Here is a 25,174-nt window from a genome sequence, read left to right on the forward strand (position 1 = left end):
CCTCCCTGCACACCGGACCTGGCGGTCGACCATCGAGGTCAGACGGACCAGTTGGCGAACACTAGCAGTGGTCGACTTCAAACGTTGTAGGAGAACGAACCCATGGCGACGGTTTGACACAAGCTTGATCCAGCTGCGTGATTGTTGATAGATGTCGCCTCAATGACATCGACGAACCCTCCCGATCGCCGCCGACATCACCACCATGTGTGAGGATCGATGCTGGCTGCTCGCTGTCAGAGGGTGGGCAATAGGCTCGTTGCCGTGGGGCAACCGTGGAGCCATGTCGATCTGGACGACGCAGCGCTGGTCGACGACGTGTTGGCCCGTCAGCCGATCGTGCGGACCGCGTTCGCCGAGCGACCGGAACGTCGGCGGGTGCCGTTCCTCGACGGCTCGGGGGTCGGGCTCGGTTCGGTGGCCAGCTCGCTCGACCGGATCGCCTACAACCTGCTGTTCGTCATCAAGCTGAACAACAATCTCCTCACCCGAGATCAGGCGATTGCCGCTGCCGGCGATCTCGAACCGCACTGGCTCGATCGAGCGGTGGCGGATCTGGTGGTCACCGGGCTCGGCACCATCCTCGACACCGGTGAACTCACGCTTTTCGACGACATCGCCGGGCGGATCGACCTGCCGATCCCGTCGTTCCGGGACTTCCTTCCGACGATCACCTCCGAGAAGCTCCGGCGTGCTGCCGCACTCGCGGGCCTGGACGACGTGGGCACACGAAAGGAGGAGCGAGCAGCCGCCGTGGCCAGCGTCATCACCGATGGCGAGGCCATCGCCCGGGTGCTCGAGCGCCTCTCGCTCGAGGCTCGGCAGGTTTTCGCTCTCCTCATGCAGCGAACGTTCGAAGGGTTCCCGAGCCACTCCGACATCCCGGGCGCCCACTCGGCCTACGAGATCCTGCCCGACGAACTCCGCCGGCTGGGGCTGATGCATGCGTACAGCCCGATCCGCGAGCTGGCCGATTCGCTCCTGATCGGTGCCGACTGGAACTACCGCGATGTCTGGATCTGGGCCGAGATGGCGAGCGTCTTCGACATGCGGCTCACCGCCGATTGGGATCCGCCGTCGCTGCCCGATGTGGTCACGCTCGATCCTGATGGACCCGACGCCATCGTCGAAACCCTGCACGCACTCGACGAAATCCTCGCCGCTGCCGCAGCCACACCGGCGCTGGGCAACAAGTCCGGCGGCCGACGACCGCCGGTCAAGTACTGGCGAAGTGTGGCCAAGGCCGCAGGCACCGACGCCGAGCTCACGGTCCGCTGCGGCAACCTCGCCATCGAGCTGGGTCTCCTCGTTCCCGAACTCGGCCCCATCGCCGGCCGGGGTCGCGGCGCCACTCGGGACTGCTTCTGGGTGCCCGAGCCCAGCCGGGCCAAGGCGTACGGCGTACAACCCGCGATCGAGCGGTGGGCTCGTGTGGTCGAACGGTGGATGACGCCGGTGCTCTCGCCGGATCCCGAGGCCACCCAGCGTCGTGTCCTGCTCCTCGCTGCGCTCGACCATCTCCCCGACGGTCTCGGGCTGCCCGCGTCGAGCCTGCAGCGCTACCTCGGGCTCCGTCACAGCCGCTTTGCATTCGGCGACCCGATCGACGACGACCTGGCCGATCTGGTGCGCCTCGGCGTCGTCTCGTCGGGCACGGCCGTCGGTCTGACCGCGGCCGGTCGGGCCGTGTGCCGCCGCACCGGCGACCTCGGCTCGTTGTTCGGGTCGGGTGGTCAGCCATCGGTCGTGCAGGCCGACCACACGATCATCACGCCCGCGGGCGCGTCACTCGACACGATCATCGGGCTGCGTCGCATCGCCGATCCGGTCAGCTCGGGAGTGGTGCAGGTGTGGCGATTGTCGGCCGATCGGGTCACCCGCTCGGCGACCGACCCCGACTTCTCCCCGCTGGCGTTCGTGCGTTCGCTCACCAAGACCGAGCTGCCTCCGGGGGTCGAGCGCTTCCTGGTCGACGCGAGCGAGAGCGGCACCACCATCACCATTCGCACCGTTGGTTGCGTCATCACGTGCGCCGACCACATCGCCCTCAGCGACGCCGCCCGCCACAAGGCAGCAAAGCTCGACGTGGTGGCGCCGGGTGTCGCCATCTCGCCGCTTCCCGAATCGAAGGTGGCCGAGGTGTTGCGAAGCAAGGGTGTGGTGCTGTCCGGCACCCGCCTCGACGGGGCGACCGCTCCGAAGCCGGCAGCAGCGTGGCAGATTCCCCACGTCGGCGCCGACCAGCCTGCCCAGCCCCTGACGCCTCTCCTGTTCCCATGACCGACCCGACCAATCCCCTCATCGTCCAGGCCGACCTGTCGGTGCTCGTCGAGGTCGCCTCACCCCGCTACGAAGAGGCACGCGAAGCGCTTGCCCGGTTCGCCGAACTCGAGACCTCACCCGAGCACATCCACACCTACCGCATCTCGCCACTGTCGCTGTGGAACGCCGCAGCGTCCGGCGAGTCGGCGGGCGACGTGGCTGCCACGCTGACCCGGCTGGCGAAGTATCCGGTCGCACCGTCGGTGCTGACCGAAGTGCATGACCAGATGAGCCGGTTCGGTCGGCTCCGCATCGTGGCCGATCACGACACCGCCGGACTGGCGCTGGTGACCGACGAGATCGCCCTGCTCGAAGAGGTGATCCGCCATCGCTCGGTGGAGCCCTTGGTCGGTGATCGACTCGACGGGAACCGGATCGCCGTCCGTCGAGGCGACCGAGGCGTGCTCAAGCAGGCGCTGATCACGCTGGGCTGGCCCGCGGCCGACGAGGCCGGATTCGACGAAGGTGCGCCCCTCGCCGACGTCGAACTGACCGCCGAGCTGCGCTCGTATCAGGGCGATGCGGTGTCGGCGTGGTGGCGCGACGGCGACCCCTCCGGTGGTTCCGGCGTGCTGGTCCTGCCCTGCGGCGCTGGCAAGACCATCGTCGGTCTGGCCGCGCTGGTCACCGCGGGCGAGCACTGTCTCATCGTCGCCACGTCAGTGTCGTCGGCCCGTCAGTGGCGGCGGGAACTGCTCGACAAGACCACGCTCACCGAGGGCCAGATCGGCGAATACTCCGGCAGTGCCAAGGAGATCCGCCCGGTCACGATCGCCACCTACCAGGTGCTCACCTGGGCCAAGAAGGGCTCGCCGAAGACCGCCGATCCCTTCGACCGCCACCCGCATCTGTCGCTGTTCGACTCCCAGCAGTGGGGCCTGATCATCTACGACGAGGTCCACCTGCTACCGGCGCCGGTCTTCCGAGCTGCGGCCCGCATCCAGGCCGTGCGCCGCATGGGGCTCACCGCCACACTCATTCGTGAAGACGGCAACGAGGGCGACGTGTTCTCCCTCATCGGCCCCAAGCGATTCGACATTCCGTGGCGTGAACTCGAGGGGCTGGGCTGGATCGCGCCGGCGCGCTGCACCGAGATCCGGGTCCACCTCAACGACGAGCAGCGCATGACCTACGCCCTCGCCGACCCGGCCGACCGGCACCGCATCGCCGCCACCGCTGCGGTCAAGCTCGACGCCCTGGCCCAGCTGGTCGAACGCCATCGGGGCGACCGGATCCTGGTGATCGGTCAGTTCCTCGAGCAGTTGGAGACGGTGGCCGAGCGACTCGGGGCACCGCTGATCACCGGCAAGAGCTCGCAGAAGATGCGAGACGAGCGCTTCGAGGCGTTCCGCACCGGTGAGATCCCGGTGCTGGTCGTCTCCAAGATCGCCAACTTCTCGATCGATCTGCCCGAGGCCAACGTCGCCATCCAGCTGTCGGGCCAGTTCGGGTCACGCCAGGAGGAAGCCCAACGGCTGGGCCGGATCATGCGGCCCAAGCTCGACGGCGGCCAAGCCGACTTCTACACGATCGTCACCGCCGAGACCGTCGAGCAGGCGTACGCGCTGAACCGCCAACGGTTCCTGGCCGAGCAGGGCTACAGCTACGACATCGTCGACCACTGATCGCACGATCGTTGCACACCGCCGCGTATGGTGGTGCAGTGACCGCACAGCCGACTGATCTGCCTGATGTCGTGGAGTTCCGGCCTCGGACGTTCGCCGATGCCCGGGGCTGGTTCCGTGAGACGTGGTCGACCCGCCAGCTCGACGAACCGTTCTGCCAGGACAACGAATCGATGTCGGTCCCGACCGGCACCCTGCGTGGCATCCACTTCCAGAAGCACCCGTTCGCTCAGGGCAAGCTGGTGCGGGTCGAGACCGGCGCCATCCTCGATGTGGCCGTCGATCTGCGGGTCGACTCCCCCACCTTCCGCCAGTGGGTCGGGGTCCGCCTCGACGCCGAGACCGGGAACCAGTTGTGGATCCCGGTCGGGTTCGGGCACGGGTTCGTCACCCTGGAACCCGACACCAAGGTCGCCTACAAGGTGACCGCCCTCTACGACCCGGCGTCGGAACGCTCCATCATCTGGAACGACGCCAATCTCGGTGTCGATTGGGGCGACGAGGTCACCCCGGTCCTGTCCGACAAGGACGCCGCCGCCCCCACGTTCGCCGAAGTCCTCGAAGCAGGAGACCTGTTCTGATGCGTCTACTCCTCACCGGTGGCTGCGGGTTCATCGGCTCCGCCGTGGTCCGCCGCCTCATCACCCAGACCGGCCACTCGGTGCTCAACCTCGACAAGCTCGCCTACGCCGGCGATCCTCGCACGGTCGCCTCCGTCGCGGACGACCCCCGCTACGCCTTTGCTCAGGTCGACATCTGCGACCCGGCCGCGGTGGCCGCCGCGTTCGCCGAGTACCAGCCCGACGCCGTGCTGCACCTGGCGGCGGAGTCCCATGTCGACCGGTCGATCGACGGCCCGGCAGCCTTCATCAACACCAACGTCGTCGGCACGTTCACCATGCTCGAGGCAGCCCGCACCCACTACGAACAGCTGGACGGCCCGGCCCGCGACGCATTCCGGTTCGTCCACATCTCTACCGACGAGGTGTTCGGCTCGCTCACCCTCGACGACCCGGCGTTCTGCGAGACCACCCCGTACTCGCCTCGCTCGCCGTACTCGGCATCGAAAGCGGCGTCGGACCATCTGGCCCGGGCCTGGTTCGACACCTACGGCCTGCCCACCATCGTCACGAACTGTTCGAACAACTACGGGCCGTTCCACTTTCCCGAGAAGCTGATCCCGCTGGTCACCATCAAGGCCCTCGCCGGCGAACCCCTTCCCGTCTACGGCAAGGGTGACAACATCCGCGACTGGTTGTTCGTCGACGACCACGCCCGAGCCCTGATCACCGTGCTCGAGTCCGGCGCCCCGGGCGATACCTACACCATCGGTGGCCGGTCCGAACGCACCAACCTCGACGTCGTCCACACCATCTGTGACCTGCTCGACGACCGGGTCGGCGGTATCGGTGGCGACACCAGCCGCTCGCACCGTGAGCTGATCACCTTCGTCACCGACCGGCCCGGCCACGACCACCGCTACGCCATCGACGCCAGCCACATCGAAACCGACCTCGGCTGGACCCCATCGGTCACCTTCGAGACCGGGATCGCCACCACCATCGACTGGTTCCTCGCCAACCGCGACTGGTGGCAAGCCATCCTCGACGGCAACTACCAAGGCCAACGCCTCGGCACGGCTTCATGACGGGGGTTCTGGTGTTCGGAACGACCGGACAGGTCGCCACCGAACTCGGCCGGGCCGACTGGCCCGACGGCACCGAACTCGTCAGGCTCTCACGGGACGACGCCGACCTCACCGACCCTGCTGCGGTTGGAGCTGCGATCGAGGCGCACCGACCCGACGTGGTCGTCAACGCTGCCGCCTACACCGCGGTCGATCGGGCCGAGACCGAACCGGTGCTCGCCTACGCCGTGAACGCCGTCGCGGTGGAAGCGATGGCTGCTGCCACCCGGGCCATCGACGCCGGCTTGATCCATGTGTCGACCGACTACGTGTTCGACGGCACCAGCGCTGACCCCTACCTGCCGACCGATTCGCCCCGTCCCCTCGGCGTGTACGGCCGGTCGAAACTCGCCGGCGAGTACGCCGCCCTGTCGAACTCGGCCGCCGTGGTGCTCCGCACGTCGTGGGTCTACAGCTCGGTCGGGAACAACTTCGTCAAGACCATGCGCCGCCTCGCCGCCGAACGCGACGACCTCGGCGTGGTCGACGACCAGCACGGCTGCCCCACCTCGGCAGTCGACATCGCCCGAGCGATCGTGGCGATCGTCGCCAACGGTTGGTCGGTTCCTGGTGTGTACCACTGCGCCGCCCCCGATGCCGGCACCTGGGCAGACCTCGCCATCGCCACCATCGACGCGACCGGCAACACCCGCACCACCGTGCGCCGTATCACGACCGCCGACTATCCCACCCCGGCGCCACGACCGGCGAACAGCCGGCTCGACACCACCACGCTCACCGACACCTACCGCATCACCCTGCGCCCCTGGCGTGAGGCCCTCGCCGAGGTGTCGGCCCAACTCGACCAACTGGAGGGCACCGCATGAAAGACGACAAGCGATGAAGGGGATCGTGCTGGCCGGCGGCACCGGCTCGAGGCTCCATCCGCTCACCATCGGCACGTCGAAACAGCTCCTGCCCGTCTACGACAAGCCGATGATCTACTACCCGCTGTCGATCCTCATGCTCGCCGGCATCGACGACATCCTCGTCATCACCACCCCCGAAGACGAAGCCGCCTTCCGCCGACTCCTCGGCGACGGCTCCCAATGGGGCATCAACATCACCCAAGCCGTCCAACCCTCCCCCGACGGCCTCGCCCAAGCGTTCATCATCGGCGAGGACTTCATCGCCGGCGACGCCTGCGCCCTCATCCTCGGCGACAACCTGTTCTACGGCCAAGGTATGTCCACGTTGCTCACCAACGCCGTCGCCAACAACAACGGCGCCACCGTGTTCGCCTACCAGGTCGCCGAACCCCAGCACTACGGGGTGGTCGAGTTCGACGACACCGGCCGGGCCCTGTCCATCGAGGAGAAACCCGAACACCCACGATCGTCGTGGGCCGTCACCGGCCTCTACTTCTACGACCACCGGATCGTCGACATCGCCAAAGCCGTCAAGCCTTCGGCTCGGGGCGAGCTCGAGATCACCTCGGTCAACAACGCCTACCTCGAAGACGGCACCCTCGATGTCGTCCAGTTCAACCGGGGATTCGCGTGGCTCGACACCGGCACCTTCGACGCCATGGTCGAAGCCGCTGAGTTCGTCCGAGTCCTCGAACACCGCCAAGGCATGAAGATCGCCTGCCTCGAAGAAATCGCCTGGTCCCGCGGCTGGATCAACGACCAACGGCTCACCGAACTCGCCCAACCACTCCGCAAGAGCGGCTACGGCGACTACCTCCTCAAGCTGCTGGGCTGAGGCGGCGACCTGAGAAAGCCCACGTGGGCTTCACGCGTGTATCAAGAAGTCAGGACTCCTCGGATCTGGATGACCTCGACCGTCGACGTGGCCGACACCACGATCGGTTCGAACGTCGGGAGCTGATCGCAGAGCACTGCTGGTGAGCAGATGAAGGAGACCTCGTAGCTGATCGACACGATCTGCTCGACACCTTCGGGACCGGAGATGGTCTCGAGCGTGAGGCCACAGCGCTGCGGGTCGTCGTCGCTCAGGCTCTCCTGCCACGGCAGGCCTTGGGCGCAGGTGACGGAGTGGTCGCCGACCTGCCAGGTCGACTCGATCGGCGTGAGGACAGCGGTGACCGACGCCGGGGTCGGTTGGCCGAGTGATGCTGTACCGGTCGCCGTGCGCCAGTCGGTGTCGTCGAGCCACCACCAGGTCGGCATCTGGGTGACGTAGGGAATGGTCACACCGTCGGGCGCCCCGTGTGGCGTGGGCGGGGTGACCGCCGCTCGAGCCATGGCCTCGCGGCCGAGAAAGACGACGACCGGGCGAGGGATCGGGTCGCCGACCGGCCAGAAGCCGTACCGACTGCCGGCGAACACCGGGGTCGGGCAGACGATCATCGTCCAGCGCTGGGCGTCAGAGTGGGCGTTGTCGGGACCGAAGGCCTCGGACTGGAGGTGGACGAGGACCTCCGTCGGTGACAGATCGAGGTAGATCGTGCACTCGTCGAGCGACGACGACGCCAGATGCTCCGACGACACCGACCCGGACTGGGAGACGGTGGTCGTGATTCCTCGACTGTCGTTGGTGGCTGAGGAGGTCGTGTGGATGTCGCTCGCCTCGCCTGCGCTGGCAGGTGCCGATAACCCAACCACGCTCGCTCCGGCCATCAAGCCCGCAGCTGCTATCAGTCGAGCACGCACTCGAGTCCGCTTGCTGCATTGTCCTTGGCGTCACCGACAACCCAACGCCCGTTCGATTTCTCCATCTCCGCCGTTCGGGTCAACGGCGTGGGGTCCGGTTCTGAAACCACCATGCCCTCCTCGACTCGAACTGTCGTGTCCCAGCTGCACACATCGATTTCGGCAAGGTCCAGGCCAAAGAATCTGATCCCGAGGACTTCAATGTGGAGCGTGCCGTCCGTGCCGATCCCCTCAAGTCGGCGCCTCGCGATCGATGCCTCTATCGCCTCACCAACCGGTTCGGATGCCAAGGACCTCAAGCGGGTCAGGTCACGCTCGCTATCGACGAGGACGGCCACCAACTCGACCTGGAACTGCTCGTACGCATCGATAATCGCCTGCTCCTCTTCGGTCCACACGGGCGCAGCGGTGGTCGAGGTCGTGGCCGGCGGGGCGGTCGTTGTTGTCGGCTCGGGCACGGTGGCCGCAGTCGTCGTGGTTGATGGCGCCCGTGTGGTCGGGGCGGCGTCGCTCGAGCCGGAGGTGCACGATGCCCAAACGAGGGCGGCGGCCACGGTCGGCAGGAGGCGGTGCAGGGTGGCTCGGGCCGCAACGGTTCGCTTCACGGAGTCGACGGTAGACACTGGTGCCCGCCGGCAACATGGGGAGGTCGCACCACCTGCGTTCAGTTTCAGCGTTTTCGCAGGTCAGGGGCGTGTCACACCCCCTGCGTAGAGTGATCTCCATGACTCCGGCACAGCGCCACCTCCACCATTTGGAGAACACCGACCTCGCCACCTGCACCGCAGCGCAGCTGGCCGCACTGTCGGAATCGTGCCGCCAACTCGACGCCTACGTCTCCTACGTCACCGCTTCCATCGCCCAACGAGCCAACACCCTGAAGAACGCCGACAAGTCCGCACCCGATCCCGCCGATGTCATGGGCAACAAGGGCCGCACCAGCAAGCGCACTGCCCGCCGCAACACCCGACGCGGCAAAACCCTCGGCGAACTCCCCGGCCTCGGCGAGAAGGTCGCCGACGGCACCGCCAGCGGTGAACACCTCGACGCCGCCAACAACGCCCAACACGGCCTCACCCAACAAGAACGCGCCGCGTTCGCTGCCCGAGACGCAGAACTCGCCAACGCCGCCGGAAAACTGTCACCCGAAGCGTTCGCCAAGCACTGCCGACAGGTCGCCAACGACATCAAAGCCGACCGGGGCGAATCACGGCTCGAACAACAACGACGCGAGTCCTACGTCAAAGCGTGGACCGAACCATCCACCGGGATGATCCGAGGAAGCTTCGCCATCGACCCCATCCGCGGTGAAACCATCCTCAACGGCCTCAACACCCTCACCGACTCGCTCATCAACACCGCCAAGGACGACCCGAACGGGGCAGGGCTCGGGTTCGCCCCACTCGACGGCGAAACCATCCGCCGAGAGCAATACGCAGCCCAAGCCCTCACCCTGCTCGCCTCCGCCACCCTCGCTGCCGCCGGCAGGGCTGACATCACCGCTGTTGCCGACGCCGACACCCTGGCCAACGGGTTCCACGACCACACCGTGGCCGAAACCGCCAACGGGGCACCGATCCCGCCCGCCACCCTCGCCCGGCTGTGCTGCGACTCGGTCCTGCAGGCCATCTCGATCGATCCGCTCACCGGGCAGATCAACGTCGGACGCCGTCACCGGGTCGCCACCGACGCCCAACGAGCCGTCCTACGGGCACTGCACTCCACCTGTGCTGTCGGCGACTGCGACACACCGTTCGAGCAATGTCATGTCCATCACATCCTGGAATGGGAACACGGCGGGCCCACCGACCTCGCCAACCTCGTGCCCCTGTGCTGGCGGCACCACCACCTCGTCCACGAAGGCGGCTGGCACCTCATGCACTCGGTCACCCAACCCGGGCAACTGTTCCTCACCGACCCCGGCGGCACCGTCCGGGCCACCTGCCGGCCCACACGACTCGAGGCCTGGACCGCTGCCAAGAAGCAGCGCCGGCAACGACCAGCCAGCAACGTGCACCGGCGGCGACGAACACCCGAGCGAGAACCCGCCACCAACTGAACGGCCCGGCCCGGCACCCGGTCGAGCTACCCGAGGAACCGCCACCTCGGGTAGCTCCGCGTGTCCAACGTCCAAGCTTCGCAACGACACCAGTGATTCACCGGCACGCAGAACGGGGTCGGCGGGGCTCGCAAGCGGCCGCAGTTACTCATCGTGCTCTCCCCTGGCTCGGAGCAGAGCGATGAATGGTCCGCGACCTGCTCCACCGCCCTCGTACTTCGCAACATCGAGCGGCCGGTGCCCATCGACTGTTCGTTGGTTGTGAGCTCGACGACCACCCCTGAGATGCACAATTGCCCTTCTGGAGCCCAGCCCGAGAGTGGCAGACTCGGTGAGGGCCACAAGCACTGCACGCGCCCTGTAGCCGACCCGAGGAATCTCGCATGCTCGTCACCTGCGTCGCCGGCGCCCGACCGAACTTCATGAAGATCAAGCCCGTCGTCGACGCGCTCGAGCAGCTCGGCATCGAGGTCGACCTCGTCCACACCGGGCAGCACTACGACGCTGCGATGTCCGACGTGTTCTTCGAGGATCTGGGCTTGCGTGCTCCTGACGTGCACCTCGGCGCTGGTTCGGGCAGCCATGGCGAGCAGACGGCTCGGGTGATGGTGCTGTTCGAGGAATACATGAACGGTCGACAGCCTGACGGCGTGGTCGTGGTCGGCGACGTGAACTCAACGCTGGCGTGTTCGATCGTGGCCGCCAAGGCGGGGGCCGTGGTCGCCCATGTCGAGGCCGGTCTACGGAGCCGCGACTGGGCCATGCCCGAGGAAGTCAATCGCGTGGTCGCCGATCGGTTGGCCGATCTCCTGTTCGCCCCGTCGGCCGACGGTGTCGACAACCTGCGGGCCGAGGGCTATCGAGAGGACCAGATTCACCTGGTCGGCAACGTGATGATCGACACCCTGCTGAAGAATGTGGAGCGGGCCAAGCAGCGTTCGACGCTCGCCGATCTCGGACTCGAAGAGGGTGGCTACGCAGCGGTGACGCTCCACCGACCGTCGAACGTCGACGACGAGGCGTCGCTGGCTCGGCTGGTGGGAGCGATCAGTGAGGTCTCCTCGAAGATCCCGGTCGTCTTCCCTGCGCACCCTCGCACCGCCGGCAAGCTGGCGGCGCTCGAACTTCCCGAGACGTTCCGAGTGATCGAACCGCTGGGCTACCTCGACTTCCTTGCCCTGCAGGCCGGTGCTCGGCTCGTGCTCACCGATTCGGGTGGCATCCAGGAGGAGACCACGGCGCTCGGCGTGCCGTGCCTCACGCTGCGAGAGAACACCGAACGACCGATCACGATCACCGAGGGCACCAACACACTCGTCGGCACCGATCCAACGGCGATCATCGGGGCCGCCGATCGAGCGCTGGCCGGCGACGTTGCCAAGCGTTGCCCTGCCCTGTGGGACGGCAAGGCCGGCGAGCGGATCGCCGAGATCATGAAGGCTCGCCTGCTCGACCCCGCTGCTCCCCGCCCGACCGACCTCGTCGAGACACCGCCCGGGCGCTCGGAGGTCTCAGCATGACCAACGCTCCGATCGAACCCATCACCACCGCGGCGGCGTTGCCGACCTCAGAGGCACCGACCAAGCCAGACCTGCAAGTGCTGCCCGACCTGTTCGCGACTGCAGATGACGTCACGGCGCTTCGTCCCATCTACCTGGTCGCCTTCGAGGACCTTCGCCCGGGAACTGCTGCCTACGGCAACACCTGTGCGAAGCTGCAACGTCTCGCCGATCGGCATGGCGCCAAGCTGGTGATGGCGCCCCTGTCGGACGGTCGTCTGTCTCGGTACCTCTCGGCATTCCGACTGGCATGGCAGTGCCGTCGCAACGGAGGGATTGCGTATCACCGAAACTTCCCCTTCTCGCCGATCGCCGGTTTGCTGAGCGGGACGAAGCACATGGTGATCGAGCTGAATGGCCCGCCCACCGACGCGACCACTGCCTATCCTCAGCTGGCGTGGCTCGGCGGCCTGTACCGACGGGCGTACGACCTGTTCCTACGTCAGGCACCGCTCATCGTGACCGCGACCACTGGCCTGGCCGACTATGCCCGGACGGTGGCGCCCCGGACGCAGGTGGTCATCGCTCCGGCTGCCGCGCCCGAGGTCCCCGCAGACGACGTCCACACGATCGAGAAGAACCTGCGACAGGTCGTGTACTTCGGAACCTTCGCACCATGGCAGGGCGCCGAACTCCTGCTCGATGCGGTCAACGATCCGGCCTGGCCGGTCGACGTCGAGCTGGTCGTCATTGGCGACGCGTCGAAGTCGGAACCCGGGCAGACACTGGCCAAGCATGAGCGGGTTCGCGCCGTTGGGCGACTCCCCCACCGCGACACGCTTGCTCTCGTTGCTTCGTCGTTGGCCTCGCTCAGCCCGAAGACGTATCAGCTCGATGCCGAGGTGAAGACCGGGCTGTGGCCGGTGAAGGTGATCGAGTCGCTCGCTGTCGGCACGCCCGTGATCGCGACGAAGATCGAGGACCAGCTCTCGTTCGTTCAGGACTCCGGAGGCGGGGTGCTCATCGAGTCGAGTGGCGCCGCCCTTGCCGAGGCGGTTGCGGCACTGGCTGCTGATCCTGATGCCGCGATCGCAATGGGGCAGACAGGTCAGCGGCATGTCGACGAGAAGCACAGCCTCGACGTGCGAGCCGACTTCATGGTCGGCTATCTCCGCTCTGTGAGTAGTCGGTAGGGCGCGCATGAAGATCGGGTTCCTGACGTCGATACCTCTCACCATCGAGTCCTTCTTCCTTGACTGGATCAAGGAATGGACCGAGCGCGGCTGGGAAGTCCACGCCGCCGCAGGAGGACCCGAGCCCGACGGATTGTGTGCGACCAGCTACAGCGACATCGACGGGCTGACCCAGGATCCGTCGCTCAGATCGATCAAGGCATTGCGCTCGCTCGCCGATTGGCGGGCCACTCACGAGCTCGACCTGGTGGTGGTGAATACGGCCACCGCCTCCGCGCTGTACCGGCTGCTGCCACGGCGCAACACTCGTACCGTGTACTTCTGTCACGGCCTCCACTTCGGTGACCGTCCCGAGACCCCGGTGGATCGGGCATTCTGGCTGGCCGAGCGAGCACTGCTTGGCCGAACCGATGGCGCCATCGTCATGAACTCTGCCGACGTAGAGTTCTTCACCGGCGCGCTCGACAAGTCACTCGTGCACATGTTGGACGCGGGTGTCGGTCTCGACACCGATGCTTGGACTCCGCGGTCCACGCGCCGCAGCGAGAACGGCTCGGGTGGAGACACTGGCACCAAGCTGGTGTGGATGGGGATGTTCACCGCCCGCAAGCGACCTGCCGACGCCGTCCGCGTCCTGGCTGCCCTCCGTCACGAAGCAGAGCCAGAGACCACGCTCACCATGCTCGGAACCGGTCCGCTCGCCGATGAAGTGCGCGAGCTGATCCATGAGCTTGGACTCGCTGATGCGGTCACGATGCCTGGACAGGTTGATCCCCGCTCCTATCTGGCTGACGCCGACGTCCTCGTCCACACCGCCGAGTGGGAGGGGTACTGCCGCACGCTGATGGAGGCGTCCTACATCGGTCTACCCGCCGTCTCCTATGACGTGAAGGGCTGTCGCGATGTGTTCGGTGTCGAGGCGATCGGCCAACCTGGCGACGTCCACGGTCTGGCGAAGGCCGTACTTCGGGTTCGAGAGGCTGCCCCGGCGATCGAGAGCCGCCCCGACTTCTCGTGGCAATCGGCCTTCGAGTCGACCTCGGCCTTCCTCGAGCGGACGTTTGCGGTCCGATGACGATGACCGAGGCCAGGATCAACGGGGAGAACGCCGCCGCTCCGACACCGCCGTCGGCGCCGGGGGTGGTGAAGGAGAACTCGAAGCTCATGGCTTCGAGCATCGTGCTGTCGGTCGGCTCGATCGTGTCGATCATCGTGATGGCTCGGGTGGCGGTGCCCGCCATCGTCGGCCAATACGTCAGCGTGTTGGCGGCCGCGTCGACGGTGTCGACGTTCCTGTCGTTGCGCCTCGATGCCATGATCCCGCTGCGTCCCAATCCCGACGAGGTGGCGAAGGCCGCGAGTACCGCCCAGCTCGGCTCGATGGTGATCGCCCTGCCGGCGTTGCTCGCCTATGGCTCGCTCGTCGTCGACGGCTCGCTGGCGAACCCGGCCGGTATCGCCTTGCTCGCGGCGGCGCTTATGGTGCTGGGGTTGACCCAGATCGGCACCGGGATCGCCTCGGCCGATCTGGCGTTCGGTCGGATCTCGGCCAGCCGGATCGCCCAAGGCGTGTCGATGCCGGTGGCGCTGGCCGCGCTGCTGTTGGCGGACGGCGAGAACTCTTCATCGCTGACGACGCTGCTTGCCGTCGACCTGGTCGGTCGATCTGCTGCGGTGCTGCCGCTCGCTGTGCCGATCGCCCAGCGTGGCCTGGCCTCGGTGGGTTTCGCCAAGCAGATCGCCAACGAGATGCGCCAGGCGCTGACGGCGAACTCGGCGGCGGCGCTGATGAGCGTGCTGGCGCTGTATCTGCCGATCCTGCTGGTTCCGGCGATGATCGACGACACCGAGTCGGGGCTGTTCGCCCTGGTGTTCCGCTTCGTTGCGCTGCCGGCGGCGTTCGTCGGCGGTGCCGTGCAGCGCACGCTTCCTCGCATGGCTCGCGACGTCACGATCTCGCGCAAGCGGGAGTGGGTGCGCAACACCGGGCTCGTTGCTGTGGCGCTCACCCTTGTCGGTGTGCTCACACTGGTGCTGTTCGGTGGGCTGGTGCTCGACCTGGTCGGTAGCGCCACCTGGCAGGGCCTGATCTTGCCGCTCACGCTTGCGGTGCCGTGGGCAGTGGCGTGGGCCGCCTCGCAGGTGCCGGCCTCGCTGGTGCTGAGCTACGAGCGTCACCACGTGCTGTTCGTCGTGTCGGCGATCGACCTCGCCTCGAAGGCCGCGGTCGTCCTGCCCCTGCTGTGGAAGCCGACGGCGGCCACCGCCGCCGCGTGGCTGTCGATCTCGAGTGTGCTCGTGGCGTTGTTCACCGCCCGCTACCTGCTGGCCACCGACATGACGGCCGAGAAGGCGGCGCACGAATGACCGCGCTCACCATCATCGGCACCGGTCGCTGGCCCGAGCATTTGGCCAACCTGCTGCGGAACCGGGGCGGGATCGACGCCCGGCCCATCAACATCCGTGAGCGTGGTTGGGCCAGACAGTTGCTGCTCGGGTCGGGTCCGGTGCTGCGGGTCGGCTTGCGCCCGGGTGCGTCGAACCGCAACGGTCGACTGTTCGATGCGGTCTGGCGGGCGGCGGTGACACTGCGTCGCCGCTCGGCCGCGTACTACTGGATCGGGACCGACGTGTTCGATTCGGTCACCAACGGTGACCGGGTGCCGAAGTGGGCGCTCGACAGCCCCCACTGGGTTGGTGCGCCGTGGTTCGCCGACGAACTCGAGCCGCTGGGTGTTGCCGCCGAGAACATCTGGTTCCCCACCGAGCAACCGGTGCTCGAGCGGTCGTCGTCACTCATGCCGCCCGGTCCGTTCACGGTCTCGGCGTATGTCCCCGCGTTCAACGCCGATCTTTATGGATGGGGGTTCCTCCAGAAAGTGGCCGATGCGCTGCCGACGATCCAGTTCAAGATCTTCGGTGAGGGATCCGAAAAGCTCCAGGCCGGCAGGAATGTTGCGCTACTGGGCGAGGTCGCGAACGGGGCAGCGGTGATCGAACAGAGCCACGTTCACCTGCGTCCGACCAAACACGATGCGCTGGCCGGCACGGTCCGTGAGGCGCTCGCGCTCAGCCGCTACGTCGGATTCTCCCAACCCTTCGACGGGGTGTTCGCCATCGATCGGAGTCACCCGGAGTCGACCATCGAGTGGCTCGACGAACTGGCGGCCGTGAACGACCATGGTGGGCTGGCTCCAAACGAGCTGGGCAGGGACGCTCTCAACCGCCTGTTCGGCGATGACCAGGCGATCGTGGCATTCGTCGAGCGGTGCCGGAGGCTGGTGTGAGACTTCGTCCACTGCCTCAATCTGGCCTGACCGCTGTTGCCATCGTGCTCACGATCACGATGACCGCCGGGCGCTGGGGTGGACTCACCACAAGCCTGTCGCTGCTGGCGTTCGCCTGGTGTCTGCTGATCATCACCTTGCTGATTCTTCGCCCTCGCCCGGTCGACCTCGATGTCTTCCGTCACCCGGCGCTCGGTCTGGGTGTCGGCGCCTTCACCGTGCTCCCACTCATCGGCGTGCTCGCCGGACGGGGCAGCCTGAGTAGCGCCGCCGCCTTCGGCGTCGGCCTGTCGCTCGTCGCCGCCTATGCGATGGGCCAGTACCTCGCTGCCGATCGGTTCGACATCTCGACCTCATTGCTGGTCATCCTCGGCGCCAATCTGCTGTTCGTCCTCTCCCAGATCGCAGCCTTCAATGGCTTCCCGGTGCTGAACCAGCTCAACGCCTTCGACCTCGACTCGAAGTTCGGGGCCGGCTATTTCATCGTGGCTCGGCCTTCCGGGCTCTTCCTCAACCCCAACGACCTCGGCTCGTTCGCCGCCGTCATCCTCTGCTACTCGATGGTGGTGCACCTGCGTCAGCGAATGACCACGATCGCGTTGTCCTCGATCCTGGTGCTCGCCAGTGGCAGCCGTGGTGCACTCCTCGCGGTCGGAGTGATCATGGCGTGGCTGGTCGGGAGGCGCTACTTCTCAACGACGGGACAACTGCTCCGACTCGGACGGATCGCGGCCATGGTCGGCGTCGCCATTGCGCTCCTCTTGGCGTTCGGCCCCGACGTACTTATCGAACGACTCCAGTTCCGTGGTGGCGTCGCTGCCGACTCCAGCGTGTCAGGCCGCTTCGACCAACTGGCCGATCTGTGGGACTGGATGCTCACCTACCCACTCGGCTACTGGAGTCCGCCACAGTTGCTGAGCGGCACGGCGATCGACAACGACTGGACGCGAGTGCTGGTTCAGGGCGGGCCACTGCTGCTGCTGCTCTGGGCCGCAGGTCTCGTCGTGCTTGGCACTTACTTGCGCAACGTGGGACCGGCGATGGCTGCGCCTGCCATTGCGGTGGCGGTACTCTCTTTCAGCCAGCTGACGGTCGGTCGGCCGACCGGGCTCCTCTTCTTCTTCCTCGTCGGCTATCACCACCGATTGACATTGGTCGCAGCGCTACAACGCAGCCAGCGCCACATTTCAATCGGTGCGGACCGGCGATCGACATTCGCACACGGGCGGCGACCCCAGGTGGTGCACCATGGCTGAACTCACGCTCGTCGACCGCTCCGGCGGGCCGCACGCCTACATCTATGGAGCCGGTGGCCATGCTCACGTGGTGGCGACCGTTCTGGAAGACCTCGGCATCGAGGTCGTCGGCATGTTCGAGGATCACCCCGAACGCAGCCACCCGCTCAGCGACAAGATGCTGCCCGGCATCGTCGAACTGGGCGAGCGAGTACTGCTCGATCATCCGGTGGTGCTCGGTGTCGGCGACAACACCGTCCGACAGACCGTTGCCGGACTCATCGGCAGCCGCTTCCTCACCGCCGTTCACCCCAGTGCGCTCATTGCGAAGCGCGTCACCATCGGAACCGGAACCGTCGTTCTGCAGGGTTCGGTGATCCAGCACAACACCAAGCTCGGCGAGCACGTCCTGATCAACACTTCAGCGAGTGTCGACCACGACAATGTCATCGGCGACTTCGCTCACATCTCCCCCAACGCCACGCTGTGCGGACATGTCGTGGTGGGCGAGGGCAGCCACGTCGGTGCCGGGGCAACACTGCTACCCAGCATCCGTGTCGGCAAGTGGGCGACCGTCGGCGCCGGCGCAGTGGTGACAGAGGACGTACCCGACTTTGCGACGGTCGTTGGCGTACCCGCACGGGTGATCAAGTACAGCCCGCTCGGCGATCGAATTGCGACACGGCATGAGTCGAGCGGCTGACATGTTCGACCTCGCGTTCGTCGGTAGTGGTCTCTCCACCAGCATCGTCCTGCGGTCGTTCCTCGAGGATCTCCTCGAGCGGCCTCGCGGTGTTGTCATCGACGTGTGTGTGATCGAACAGGGACCAGACCTGTTCGGCGGTGTGGCCTACGGCGCACGCTCGGGGGCGACGAGTCGAGTGATCTCCCCGCTCAGCGAGTTCCTCAACGACGCCGAACGCTCCCGCTTCGTGGCATGGCTGAGCGAGACATCGGTGCAGCACCCGGAGATCCTCGACGATCTCACCGGCGCCTACACCTCGACGTGGATTGCAGAGAACCGACGGGCGATCGAGACCGGGTTGTGCGACGACCTCTTCATTCCTCGCAGTCTCTTTGGCCGGTACCTGCGAGAAGCCATGGAACGGATCATTGCCGACGCAACCGCTGCGGGTGCCGCAACGATTCGATTCATCCATGCGTCCGTGACCGACATCGATCGAACGGCCGACGGATTCCGTGTCGCCACGGACGGACCCGACGGTCAGGTCGAATCGGAACGAGTCGTGCTCGGAATCGGCACACCATCGGGACGGCGAGTCAGCGAGACGCTGACGCCCGCGCCGGGTGTCCTCGTGGTAACCGATCCCTACGCACTCGGCATGCAAGCAACGATCGACCGAATCGCTGCACATCTGGAGCGACCCGGACCGAGGCCCATACCTCCCAAGCTCGTGATCGTCGGCTCGAACGCCACGATGCTGGACTTCGTCTATCAGTGTGAGGACGACCAACGCATTGCGAAGCTCGAGCCCACGTATTGCGTAGTGTCGCAGAGCGGCACGCTTCCGGCGCGCTACGCGTCACCATCGGACCCTGTCCGCGAGCTTCCTCACCTGGAGGCGCTGAAGCACCGCCACGACGTGCGAGCGTGCGACGTCGTCGCTGCGATCGACGCCGACCGAGCCCACTACCGCGTCCGCGCCACTCCGACATCCGTCAAAGAGCGCAATGGCGATCACGACGACGGTGGGTGGATGATTCCGGCGATCAGCCGAACGATCGCTGACCTTGCCGCCCAGTTGCCGCCGAACGAGCGGCGGATCTTCGCCAACCGAACGGGGGCGGAGATTGGGCGCATGCAGCGTCGCGCTGGTGCCGAGTACCTCGGGATCGTCGATGCGCTGAAGGAGGCTGGTCGGTTCGTCGGTGTCGCGGCGTCGTTCGAGTCAGTTGCGTCGTCGACCGCAGTCGTCGATCGCTGGGACGTCGTCATCGATGCATCCGGACCCACGGCGCTCGATGCTGACTCGCCCCCCGAACCGCTTGCCTCCCTTCTGCGACATGGTCTCGCTTCGCTCACCCCAGCCCGGAACGGCCTCGTTGTCGACGACCGACTCGAGGCCTCGGCTGGGCTCTACGTGATGGGACCGCTGCTGGCAGGCAACGTCGTTGCCGGGCGGCCGATCTGGCACCTGGAGCACGCCGGGCGAATCATCGAGATGGCCACCACACTCGGCCGTCAGATTGGGCAAAGGTTCTCACGATGACCGGGGGCTTCTACCCTGTCATCCGGGCGAATCGCTGCCTACCTTCAGCTGACGGATCACCATCGCTGTGGCGGGCGGTGGTCCTCCACGGACGAAGAGGACTTCGAATGGAAACCAGGACCTGCCTGGCGATGGGCAGAGTGGCGACAGACGAGGGTCTACGCATCGGCGGGTGCGTATGACCGACTCGATGGAATTGAACATGGCCGACATGACGTCGTTCGAAGAACTCGTCGACATCGACCTGAGCTCGGACGACATCGTGATCGACCTCACGGTCGAACCTGCGATCGTCAGCTACCGGCAGCGGAAGCTGCCGCTGATCGAGGAACCCCCCAGTCGGGCCCAGCGGGCGCTGGTGCGCTCGTTCGACCTGCTCGCCGGGTTGCTGCTGATCGTGCTCCTTCTTCCCGTCCTCGCCGTGCTGTGGTTGCTGGTACGCCTCACCTCCCCCGGACCGGCGATCTTCGTGGCGAAACGGGTCGGCCAGGACGGCGAGCCGTTCAACGCCTACAAGTTCCGATCGATGGTGGTGAACGCCGAGGAACTTCTCGAGAAGCACCTGGCCGACGACCCCGAAGCCAAGGCCGAATACACCCGCTTCCACAAGCTGCGGAACGATCCCCGGGTCACCCGCGTCGGTCGTGTCCTGCGGGCGACCAGCCTCGACGAACTCCCCCAGCTGTTCAATATCGTCCGGGGCGACATGAGCCTGGTGGGTCCCCGCCCGCTGCTACTGATGGAGGCCGAGAAGTTCGGCCACACCACTCGCACCGTGTTGCGGGTCAAGCCCGGACTCACCGGATTGTGGCAGGTCAGCGGACGAAGTGACCTCACCCTGAACGACCGGATCATGCTCGACGTCGAGTACGCCACCACCCGCACGCTGCGACGCGATGTCGTGATCTGTCTGCGCACGGCGTGGCATCTGGTCACGCCGGGTCGACGCGGCGCCTACTGAAGTTCGCAGGTTTGTCCGGCACCGTCGAAGATGCCGTTGACGAGCCACACACCCTCCATCAACTTCATGTCGACCTTCGCCGTTTCCGGTGCTTCGGGGACCTCGCTGAGCTGCTCGCCCTCGTTGTAGACATACGTTTGGTCCCAGGCACACATCAGGATCTCGGCCTCGTCGTCGGCGACCATGGTGACCGACAGCGGCGTGAAATCGTAGGTGCCACGGACCACGTTGCCGACCGAACGGTCACCGACGATGACCTCTTCCAGCGCCTCGGCGAGGCGGGGTGACGCCAGGTCGAAGACCGGGTCGAGATCGCCGTCCTTGGTGGCGGTGGCGTCGGTGAGCTCGGTTCGGAACGTCGAGTAGACGTCGAGGATCACCTGCTCCTCGCTGGTCCATGACGCCGGTGGGTTGAGCTGGTCGGCCGACAGTTCGTCAACGTTGCCCGAGGAGCAGGCGACGGCAGCACTGGCCATCGCCAGCACGCCGCAGATGGGCCGAACTCGAGAACGGAACAGAGTCGAGCGCATGCGGGCACGGTAGCGGTGCAGATGATCAGTAGCTGCCGGCCCGGAACATGGCGAGCGCCTGCAGGAGATAGCCGTCGGTGATCTCGCCTCGGGCGGCGAGGCGGATGACTTCGTCGAGCGGCACGGCCCGAACCGAGCGGATCAATTCGAGCTCCTCGTGGACGACGCCGACATAGGTCAGGTCGGTGAGCAGGTGGATCGCCATTCGCTGGGTCAAGATGCCGGTATCGGTGTAGGTCGTACCGAGCAAGCGGACACGGTTGGCTCGATAGCCGGTCTCCTCGCTGAGCTCGGCGGCCGCGGTTTGCGCCAGCGACATGCCGGGCTGGGCTGCCCCACGCGGCACTTCGAGGTGGTAGCGCCCGGTGGCATGCCGGAACTGCTCGATGAGCAACACCGACAGGTCGTCGCGATCGCCGGTCACAGCGAAGGCAACGACGGCGTCGTCGTTGCCCCGCTCGGCCGGGATCATGCGACTGTAGGGGTGCACCCGATGCCCGAGATCGAGCAGGTCGACGACGGTGTGCATGAACGGTGAGGTCATCACCATGCCGACGGCGGCGCCGGTGTCCTCGGCATAGGCGATCAGACGGTCCCGATCGGTGATGATCGGCAGTGCGGCCCGACCTTCGACCAGCTCAGGGCGCTCGGCGATCAGGGCGAGATAGGCGTCGATCTGTTCGATGCCCTGGGGGGTACGGAACGCAACGGGGGCGCGTTCGTTGGTGTCCACAGACGTCATGATGTCCCATCGGCACGGCACCGATGGAGATGAGTCGAATGGCCTATGTCGAACGAACGAGGTCGATCGTGGGTGGCGAGGTCAGCGACCGAAACCGAGCGAACGCTTCCCGTTGGGATGGCCGAGGTCGCTCGGGGTGCGCTTGCGCATCGGTCGACCGCTACGCACGAGCACCCGATCGGTGGGGGTAGGATCGCCGTTAGAGGCTGCGTCGGCGGCGCTGAAGAGCGCAGATCGAAGGCGGTTCGTTTCGGCGTTGCTCTGGTCCACGTCGGCAGTGTCGACCGCGAGTTCGGCGATAGAAGGCCCATCGCCAAGGTTCTCACTCGGCTGCCGGGCCGTGCGCCGCCATCGGATCGTCGTCGCCATGACCGGCGATGATGGCAGGCCAAGGGCGCTCAGTGGTGGATCAACCGCCCGAGGTGGCCGAGCCGTTGGTGCCGGTGACCGGCGTGTCGGGCAGGACCGGATTGCGGGTGACGAGGCTGCCAGGATTGGGCACGGTGATGATGATCGTCGTGACGGTGGGCTTCGTGGTCGGCGGCGTCGTCGTGGTCGGCTTGGTGGTCGTGGTGGTGGGCTTGGCCGTGGTCGTCGGCGCTTCGGTCGTGGTGGGGGCCGCGGTGGTGGTCGGCTCCTCGGTGGTGGTCGGGATCTCCCGCGTGGTCGTGGTGGTTGGCCTGGTGGTGGTCGTCGTGGGATTCAGCGGCGACCCCGGCTTGGGCAGCGAGAGCGATGGGATGGTCTGAGGCTGCGTCGTGGTGGTTGTGGGTGCTGCCGTGGTCGCAGTGGTGGCCGGCGGCCGGGTCGCTGTGGTCGCCGGTCGGCGGGTCGTGTTGGTCTGCGGGCTGGTCACCGCTGGCGCCGGTGCGGTGCTGCCGGTAGTCTCCGCTTCGGCACTCGAATCGGTGTTGTCGCCCTCCGACGACGCCATTGTGGTGGTCGGAGCGGTCGGGGCGGTGGTGGTCGTGGTTTCCTCGGTGGTGGGCACGGTATTGATGCCGAGCACCTCGGTCGAGATGTCGGGATCGGAGGGTCGGAAGACGGTGAACGCGGCGAACAGCAGCGCCACGAGGCCGGCGCCAACGAGGATCGGTAGCTTGCGGGGCCCGAGACCGGCAGGTGGGAGCTCGGAACCGACGTCGCTCGGAATGAACGAACGCTCGGCATCAACGGTGTGTTCGAGCTCGTAGAGGAACTCCCGCACCGTCCACTGCCGCTCACCGGGATCCAGATCGAGGGCACGGCGCAACGCCGCCTCGACGTGCTCGGGCGCGCCGAGAGCACCCGGCTTGTCGGGGGTGAGGCCGGTCTGCAACCACCAGCCGAGGGCGCCGAGTGAGAAGACGTCGTCGGCCACCACCGGCCGAGGCCGTTGAGCCTGCTCATCAGGCTGGAAGATCGACGCCGAATCGTCGACATAACCGGCAAGCCCGGCGTTGAGCAGCTTCAGCGTGCCATCAGGCTGCACGACGATGTTGTCGGGCGACAGGGCGCCGTGCGCCAGCTGATGCTCGTGGAGCACCGAGACGGCGTCGGCGATCCCGCTCAGGCGGTCCATCGAACCGCCGTGCTCGAGTTCGGACAGCAGCTGCCCTTCGACGACTTCAGCGACCACATAGCCTTGGCCGCCGGCTTCGATCCCGGCGTCGAGCACACGCTGGATCCCGGCGGGTGCGAGGTCCTGGATCGCCCGCTGGTGGGCGATGACGAGTTCGAGATAGTCGTCGTCGCCGGGCGCGATGAACGACACGACGACCGGCTGGCCGGTCGAACGAACCTTGGCGTCATAGGTCTCGAGGCGACCCGCCGTACGGCAAAGCTCTCCGAGATCGATGCCGGGAATGGAAGGGCGGGCGTCCTTCATCCATGGACCTCCTGGGGAGACGCCAATCTAGTCGCCAATCTGGTCGAGCGGTACCGCGGCGCGTGGTCGATTAACGTCGAGCGTCATGTCGACGCCTGTTGCCGAACTCACCCTTCCGACCTACGAACCCATCGCCAGACGCAACCGGGGCATGACCCGAGACGAGATCGAGGACTACCGCCAACAGCACTGGATGGTCCAAGTCCCGTTCGGCTATCAGCTCCTCGACCATGACGATTGCATCGCCGTACTGAAGGACAAGCGCTGGCACCAGGCCATACGTCTCGTCACCGCCATGTCGGGCATCACCGACGAGGAATACCTCGCCCGCCGCCAGCGCACCTCGATCCTGTCGGCCGAGGGCGACGAGCACCAGCGGCTGCGTCGGCTCGTGAGCGGCGCCTTCACTCCCCGATCCGCCGACCGGCTCCGTCCGTTCATGCGCGAAGTGATCAACGACCTTCTCGATCGAGTCACCCCCAGTGGTCGCTGCGAACTGGTCAACGACGTCTGCGACCCCTACCCGATCCCGATCGTGTGCGAACTGCTCGGCGCACCGAAGGAGGACTGGGAGCTGTTCAGCCGCTGGGCCACCGACATCTTCAAGTCGTTCGACGCCGACGTCGCCGAGCACACCAAGACGATCATGGCGGCCTCCGACGCCATGGACGCCTACGTGGCCGACCTCATCGCCGCCCGCCGAGACGACCCGAGGGAAGACCTGCTGTCCGATCTCATCGCCGCCGAGGAGGAGGGCGACCGCCTCTCCACCGAGGAGCTGGTCATGCTGGCCGAGGCGGTGTTGCTCGCCGGCACCGACACCACCCGCAACCAGCTGGCCTGCGCCCTGGCCGTGTTCGCCGAACACCCCGACCAGTGGGCGATGCTGGCCGAACACCCCGAGCTGGCGCCCCGAGCAGCCGAGGAGTCGCTGCGCTACCTCGGCGCCGTTCGCGGCACCGGCCGGTTCGCCTCCGAAGACATCGAGTATCGGGACATCCTGTTCCCACAGGGGACGCTCGTGTTCCCGAACTTCGTGGCCGCCAACAACGACCCGTCGCGCTTCGACACACCCGGCGAGTTCGACATCACCGCACAGCGGGAATCGACCCACCTCACCCTCGGCTTCGGCCTTCACTACTGCCTCGGGGCGAACCTGGCCCGGGCCGAACTGCAGGAGGCGCTGGTGATCATGTCGCAGCGCATGCCGAACCTGCGCCTCGACGGTGAGCCGGTCTACAAGCCTGCCGGCGTCGGCATCTGGGGCCCCGCCTCACTCCCCCTGGCGTTCGATCCGACCTGAGTTCGATCCGACCGGAGT

The 25,174-nt window shown here is 66.5% G+C and carries 23 protein-coding genes; 17 read left to right on the forward strand and 6 right to left on the reverse strand.

The genetic code is table 11. From position 1 onward, the window contains the following. The first annotated feature begins 264 nt into the window (after positions 1-264). From R2733_00280 to rfbA, 6 genes are read left to right on the forward strand one after another with little or no spacing between them, the layout of a single operon-like run. Positions 265-2,280: a hypothetical protein gene (locus tag R2733_00280; protein ID MEZ5374913.1), complete on the forward strand. Its 2,016-nt coding sequence runs from the start codon at positions 265-267 to the stop codon at positions 2,278-2,280. Beyond that, on the forward strand, positions 2,277-3,947 hold the full coding sequence (locus R2733_00285; protein MEZ5374914.1) for a DEAD/DEAH box helicase: 1,671 nt from the start codon (positions 2,277-2,279) through the stop codon (positions 3,945-3,947). Before R2733_00280 ends, R2733_00285 begins: the two co-directional genes overlap by 4 nt. A 38-nt stretch (positions 3,948-3,985) precedes the next feature. Further along, on the forward strand, positions 3,986-4,528 hold the full coding sequence (rfbC, locus tag R2733_00290; GenBank protein ID MEZ5374915.1) for a dTDP-4-dehydrorhamnose 3,5-epimerase: 543 nt from the start codon (positions 3,986-3,988) through the stop codon (positions 4,526-4,528). Continuing rightward, entirely contained in the window at positions 4,528-5,595 is a 1,068-nt protein-coding gene (gene rfbB, locus R2733_00295) for a dTDP-glucose 4,6-dehydratase (protein ID MEZ5374916.1), read from the forward strand. The genes rfbC and rfbB overlap by 1 nt, the downstream gene beginning before the upstream one ends. Continuing rightward, positions 5,592-6,461, forward strand: a complete 870-nt coding sequence (rfbD, locus tag R2733_00300) for a dTDP-4-dehydrorhamnose reductase (GenBank protein ID MEZ5374917.1) — start codon at positions 5,592-5,594, stop codon at positions 6,459-6,461. The genes rfbB and rfbD overlap by 4 nt, the downstream gene beginning before the upstream one ends. A gap of 13 nt (positions 6,462-6,474) precedes the next feature. Continuing rightward, positions 6,475-7,338, forward strand: coding sequence for a glucose-1-phosphate thymidylyltransferase RfbA (gene rfbA / locus R2733_00305; GenBank protein ID MEZ5374918.1), 864 nt, complete (start codon positions 6,475-6,477; stop codon positions 7,336-7,338). Positions 7,339-7,379: 41 nt separating this feature from the next. Here the strand turns inward: rfbA and R2733_00310 are convergent, their stop codons facing one another. Both R2733_00310 and R2733_00315 read right to left on the reverse strand, forming a co-directional pair. After that, positions 7,380-8,249 carry a hypothetical protein gene (locus R2733_00310; protein MEZ5374919.1) on the reverse strand — a complete coding sequence of 290 codons (870 nt, stop codon included), beginning with the start codon at positions 8,247-8,249 and terminating at the stop codon, positions 7,380-7,382. Beyond that, positions 8,234-8,647 carry a hypothetical protein gene (locus R2733_00315; protein ID MEZ5374920.1) on the reverse strand — a complete coding sequence of 138 codons (414 nt, stop codon included), beginning with the start codon at positions 8,645-8,647 and terminating at the stop codon, positions 8,234-8,236. The genes R2733_00310 and R2733_00315 overlap by 16 nt, the downstream gene beginning before the upstream one ends. Before the next feature lie 326 nt (positions 8,648-8,973). On the opposite strand from R2733_00315, the gene R2733_00320 reads away from it, so the two are divergent. The 10 genes from R2733_00320 to R2733_00365 all read left to right on the forward strand — a co-directional run bounded on the left by R2733_00320 (position 8,974) and on the right by R2733_00365 (position 20,714). Continuing rightward, positions 8,974-10,308: an HNH endonuclease gene (locus tag R2733_00320; GenBank protein MEZ5374921.1), complete on the forward strand. Its 1,335-nt coding sequence runs from the start codon at positions 8,974-8,976 to the stop codon at positions 10,306-10,308. 383 nt (positions 10,309-10,691) lie between these two features. Next, positions 10,692-11,828, forward strand: a complete 1,137-nt coding sequence (wecB, locus tag R2733_00325; GenBank protein ID MEZ5374922.1) for a UDP-N-acetylglucosamine 2-epimerase (non-hydrolyzing) — start codon at positions 10,692-10,694, stop codon at positions 11,826-11,828. Next, positions 11,825-13,000: a glycosyltransferase gene (locus R2733_00330; GenBank protein ID MEZ5374923.1), complete on the forward strand. Its 1,176-nt coding sequence runs from the start codon at positions 11,825-11,827 to the stop codon at positions 12,998-13,000. The genes wecB and R2733_00330 overlap by 4 nt, the downstream gene beginning before the upstream one ends. Before the next feature lie 7 nt (positions 13,001-13,007). Continuing rightward, positions 13,008-14,075 (forward strand): glycosyltransferase, encoded by a 1,068-nt coding sequence (locus R2733_00335; GenBank protein ID MEZ5374924.1) that lies wholly within the window; start codon positions 13,008-13,010, stop codon positions 14,073-14,075. After that, positions 14,072-15,367: a hypothetical protein gene (locus R2733_00340; GenBank protein MEZ5374925.1), complete on the forward strand. Its 1,296-nt coding sequence runs from the start codon at positions 14,072-14,074 to the stop codon at positions 15,365-15,367. The genes R2733_00335 and R2733_00340 overlap by 4 nt, the downstream gene beginning before the upstream one ends. Further along, complete coding sequence (locus tag R2733_00345) at positions 15,364-16,287, forward strand: hypothetical protein (protein MEZ5374926.1); 924 nt, start codon at positions 15,364-15,366, stop codon at positions 16,285-16,287. Before R2733_00340 ends, R2733_00345 begins: the two co-directional genes overlap by 4 nt. After that, a complete protein-coding gene (locus R2733_00350; protein MEZ5374927.1) occupies positions 16,284-17,543 on the forward strand; it encodes an O-antigen ligase family protein in 1,260 nt (419 codons plus the stop codon). The genes R2733_00345 and R2733_00350 overlap by 4 nt, the downstream gene beginning before the upstream one ends. Continuing rightward, positions 17,536-18,225, forward strand: coding sequence for an acetyltransferase (locus tag R2733_00355; protein MEZ5374928.1), 690 nt, complete (start codon positions 17,536-17,538; stop codon positions 18,223-18,225). The genes R2733_00350 and R2733_00355 overlap by 8 nt, the downstream gene beginning before the upstream one ends. Position 18,226: 1 nt before the next feature. Then, positions 18,227-19,753, forward strand: coding sequence for an FAD/NAD(P)-binding protein (locus R2733_00360; GenBank protein ID MEZ5374929.1), 1,527 nt, complete (start codon positions 18,227-18,229; stop codon positions 19,751-19,753). Between the two features lie 178 nt (positions 19,754-19,931). Next, entirely contained in the window at positions 19,932-20,714 is a 783-nt protein-coding gene (locus tag R2733_00365) for a sugar transferase (protein MEZ5374930.1), read from the forward strand. Here R2733_00365 and R2733_00370 read toward each other — a convergent pair. The 4 genes from R2733_00370 to R2733_00385 all read right to left on the reverse strand — a co-directional run bounded on the left by R2733_00370 (position 20,708) and on the right by R2733_00385 (position 23,853). Continuing rightward, positions 20,708-21,244 carry a hypothetical protein gene (locus tag R2733_00370; protein ID MEZ5374931.1) on the reverse strand — a complete coding sequence of 179 codons (537 nt, stop codon included), beginning with the start codon at positions 21,242-21,244 and terminating at the stop codon, positions 20,708-20,710. The genes R2733_00365 and R2733_00370 overlap by 7 nt on opposite strands. A 25-nt stretch (positions 21,245-21,269) precedes the next feature. Next, positions 21,270-21,986 carry an NUDIX hydrolase gene (locus tag R2733_00375; GenBank protein MEZ5374932.1) on the reverse strand — a complete coding sequence of 239 codons (717 nt, stop codon included), beginning with the start codon at positions 21,984-21,986 and terminating at the stop codon, positions 21,270-21,272. An 81-nt stretch (positions 21,987-22,067) separates the two neighbouring features. After that, on the reverse strand, positions 22,068-22,256 hold the full coding sequence (locus tag R2733_00380; protein ID MEZ5374933.1) for a hypothetical protein: 189 nt from the start codon (positions 22,254-22,256) through the stop codon (positions 22,068-22,070). A gap of 139 nt (positions 22,257-22,395) precedes the next feature. Beyond that, positions 22,396-23,853 carry a hypothetical protein gene (locus R2733_00385; GenBank protein ID MEZ5374934.1) on the reverse strand — a complete coding sequence of 486 codons (1,458 nt, stop codon included), beginning with the start codon at positions 23,851-23,853 and terminating at the stop codon, positions 22,396-22,398. An 85-nt stretch (positions 23,854-23,938) separates the two neighbouring features. Between R2733_00385 and R2733_00390 the strand changes: the two genes are divergently transcribed. Continuing rightward, the gene (locus R2733_00390) at positions 23,939-25,156 is read left to right on the forward strand and encodes a cytochrome P450 (protein MEZ5374935.1); all 1,218 of its coding nucleotides are present in this window, start codon (positions 23,939-23,941) and stop codon (positions 25,154-25,156) included. The last annotated feature ends 18 nt before the right edge of the window (positions 25,157-25,174 follow it).

It is taken from the genome of Acidimicrobiales bacterium (assembly GCA_041394265.1).
In the GTDB taxonomy this organism is placed as follows: Bacteria; Actinomycetota; Acidimicrobiia; order Acidimicrobiales; family SZUA-35; genus JBBQUN01.

Excerpts from the sequence above, each read along its gene's own strand:
- R2733_00285 (MEZ5374914.1), top strand. The coding sequence starts at position 2,277 with ATGACCGACCCGACCAATCCCCTCATCGTCCAGGCCGACCTGTCGGTG.
- rfbB (MEZ5374916.1), top strand. The coding sequence starts at position 4,528 with ATGCGTCTACTCCTCACCGGTGGCTGCGGGTTCATCGGCTCCGCCGTG.
- rfbD (MEZ5374917.1), top strand. The coding sequence starts at position 5,592 with ATGACGGGGGTTCTGGTGTTCGGAACGACCGGACAGGTCGCCACCGAA.
- rfbA (MEZ5374918.1), top strand. The coding sequence starts at position 6,475 with ATGAAGGGGATCGTGCTGGCCGGCGGCACCGGCTCGAGGCTCCATCCG.
- R2733_00320 (MEZ5374921.1), top strand. The coding sequence starts at position 8,974 with ATGACTCCGGCACAGCGCCACCTCCACCATTTGGAGAACACCGACCTC.
- wecB (MEZ5374922.1), top strand. The coding sequence starts at position 10,692 with ATGCTCGTCACCTGCGTCGCCGGCGCCCGACCGAACTTCATGAAGATC.
- R2733_00330 (MEZ5374923.1), top strand. The coding sequence starts at position 11,825 with ATGACCAACGCTCCGATCGAACCCATCACCACCGCGGCGGCGTTGCCG.
- R2733_00335 (MEZ5374924.1), top strand. The coding sequence starts at position 13,008 with ATGAAGATCGGGTTCCTGACGTCGATACCTCTCACCATCGAGTCCTTC.
- R2733_00340 (MEZ5374925.1), top strand. The coding sequence starts at position 14,072 with ATGACGATGACCGAGGCCAGGATCAACGGGGAGAACGCCGCCGCTCCG.
- R2733_00345 (MEZ5374926.1), top strand. The coding sequence starts at position 15,364 with ATGACCGCGCTCACCATCATCGGCACCGGTCGCTGGCCCGAGCATTTG.
- R2733_00355 (MEZ5374928.1), top strand. The coding sequence starts at position 17,536 with ATGGCTGAACTCACGCTCGTCGACCGCTCCGGCGGGCCGCACGCCTAC.
- R2733_00360 (MEZ5374929.1), top strand. The coding sequence starts at position 18,227 with ATGTTCGACCTCGCGTTCGTCGGTAGTGGTCTCTCCACCAGCATCGTC.
- R2733_00365 (MEZ5374930.1), top strand. The coding sequence starts at position 19,932 with ATGACCGACTCGATGGAATTGAACATGGCCGACATGACGTCGTTCGAA.
- R2733_00370 (MEZ5374931.1), bottom strand. The coding sequence starts at position 21,244 with ATGCGCTCGACTCTGTTCCGTTCTCGAGTTCGGCCCATCTGCGGCGTG.
- R2733_00375 (MEZ5374932.1), bottom strand. The coding sequence starts at position 21,986 with ATGACGTCTGTGGACACCAACGAACGCGCCCCCGTTGCGTTCCGTACC.
- R2733_00385 (MEZ5374934.1), bottom strand. The coding sequence starts at position 23,853 with ATGAAGGACGCCCGCCCTTCCATTCCCGGCATCGATCTCGGAGAGCTT.
- R2733_00390 (MEZ5374935.1), top strand. The coding sequence starts at position 23,939 with ATGTCGACGCCTGTTGCCGAACTCACCCTTCCGACCTACGAACCCATC.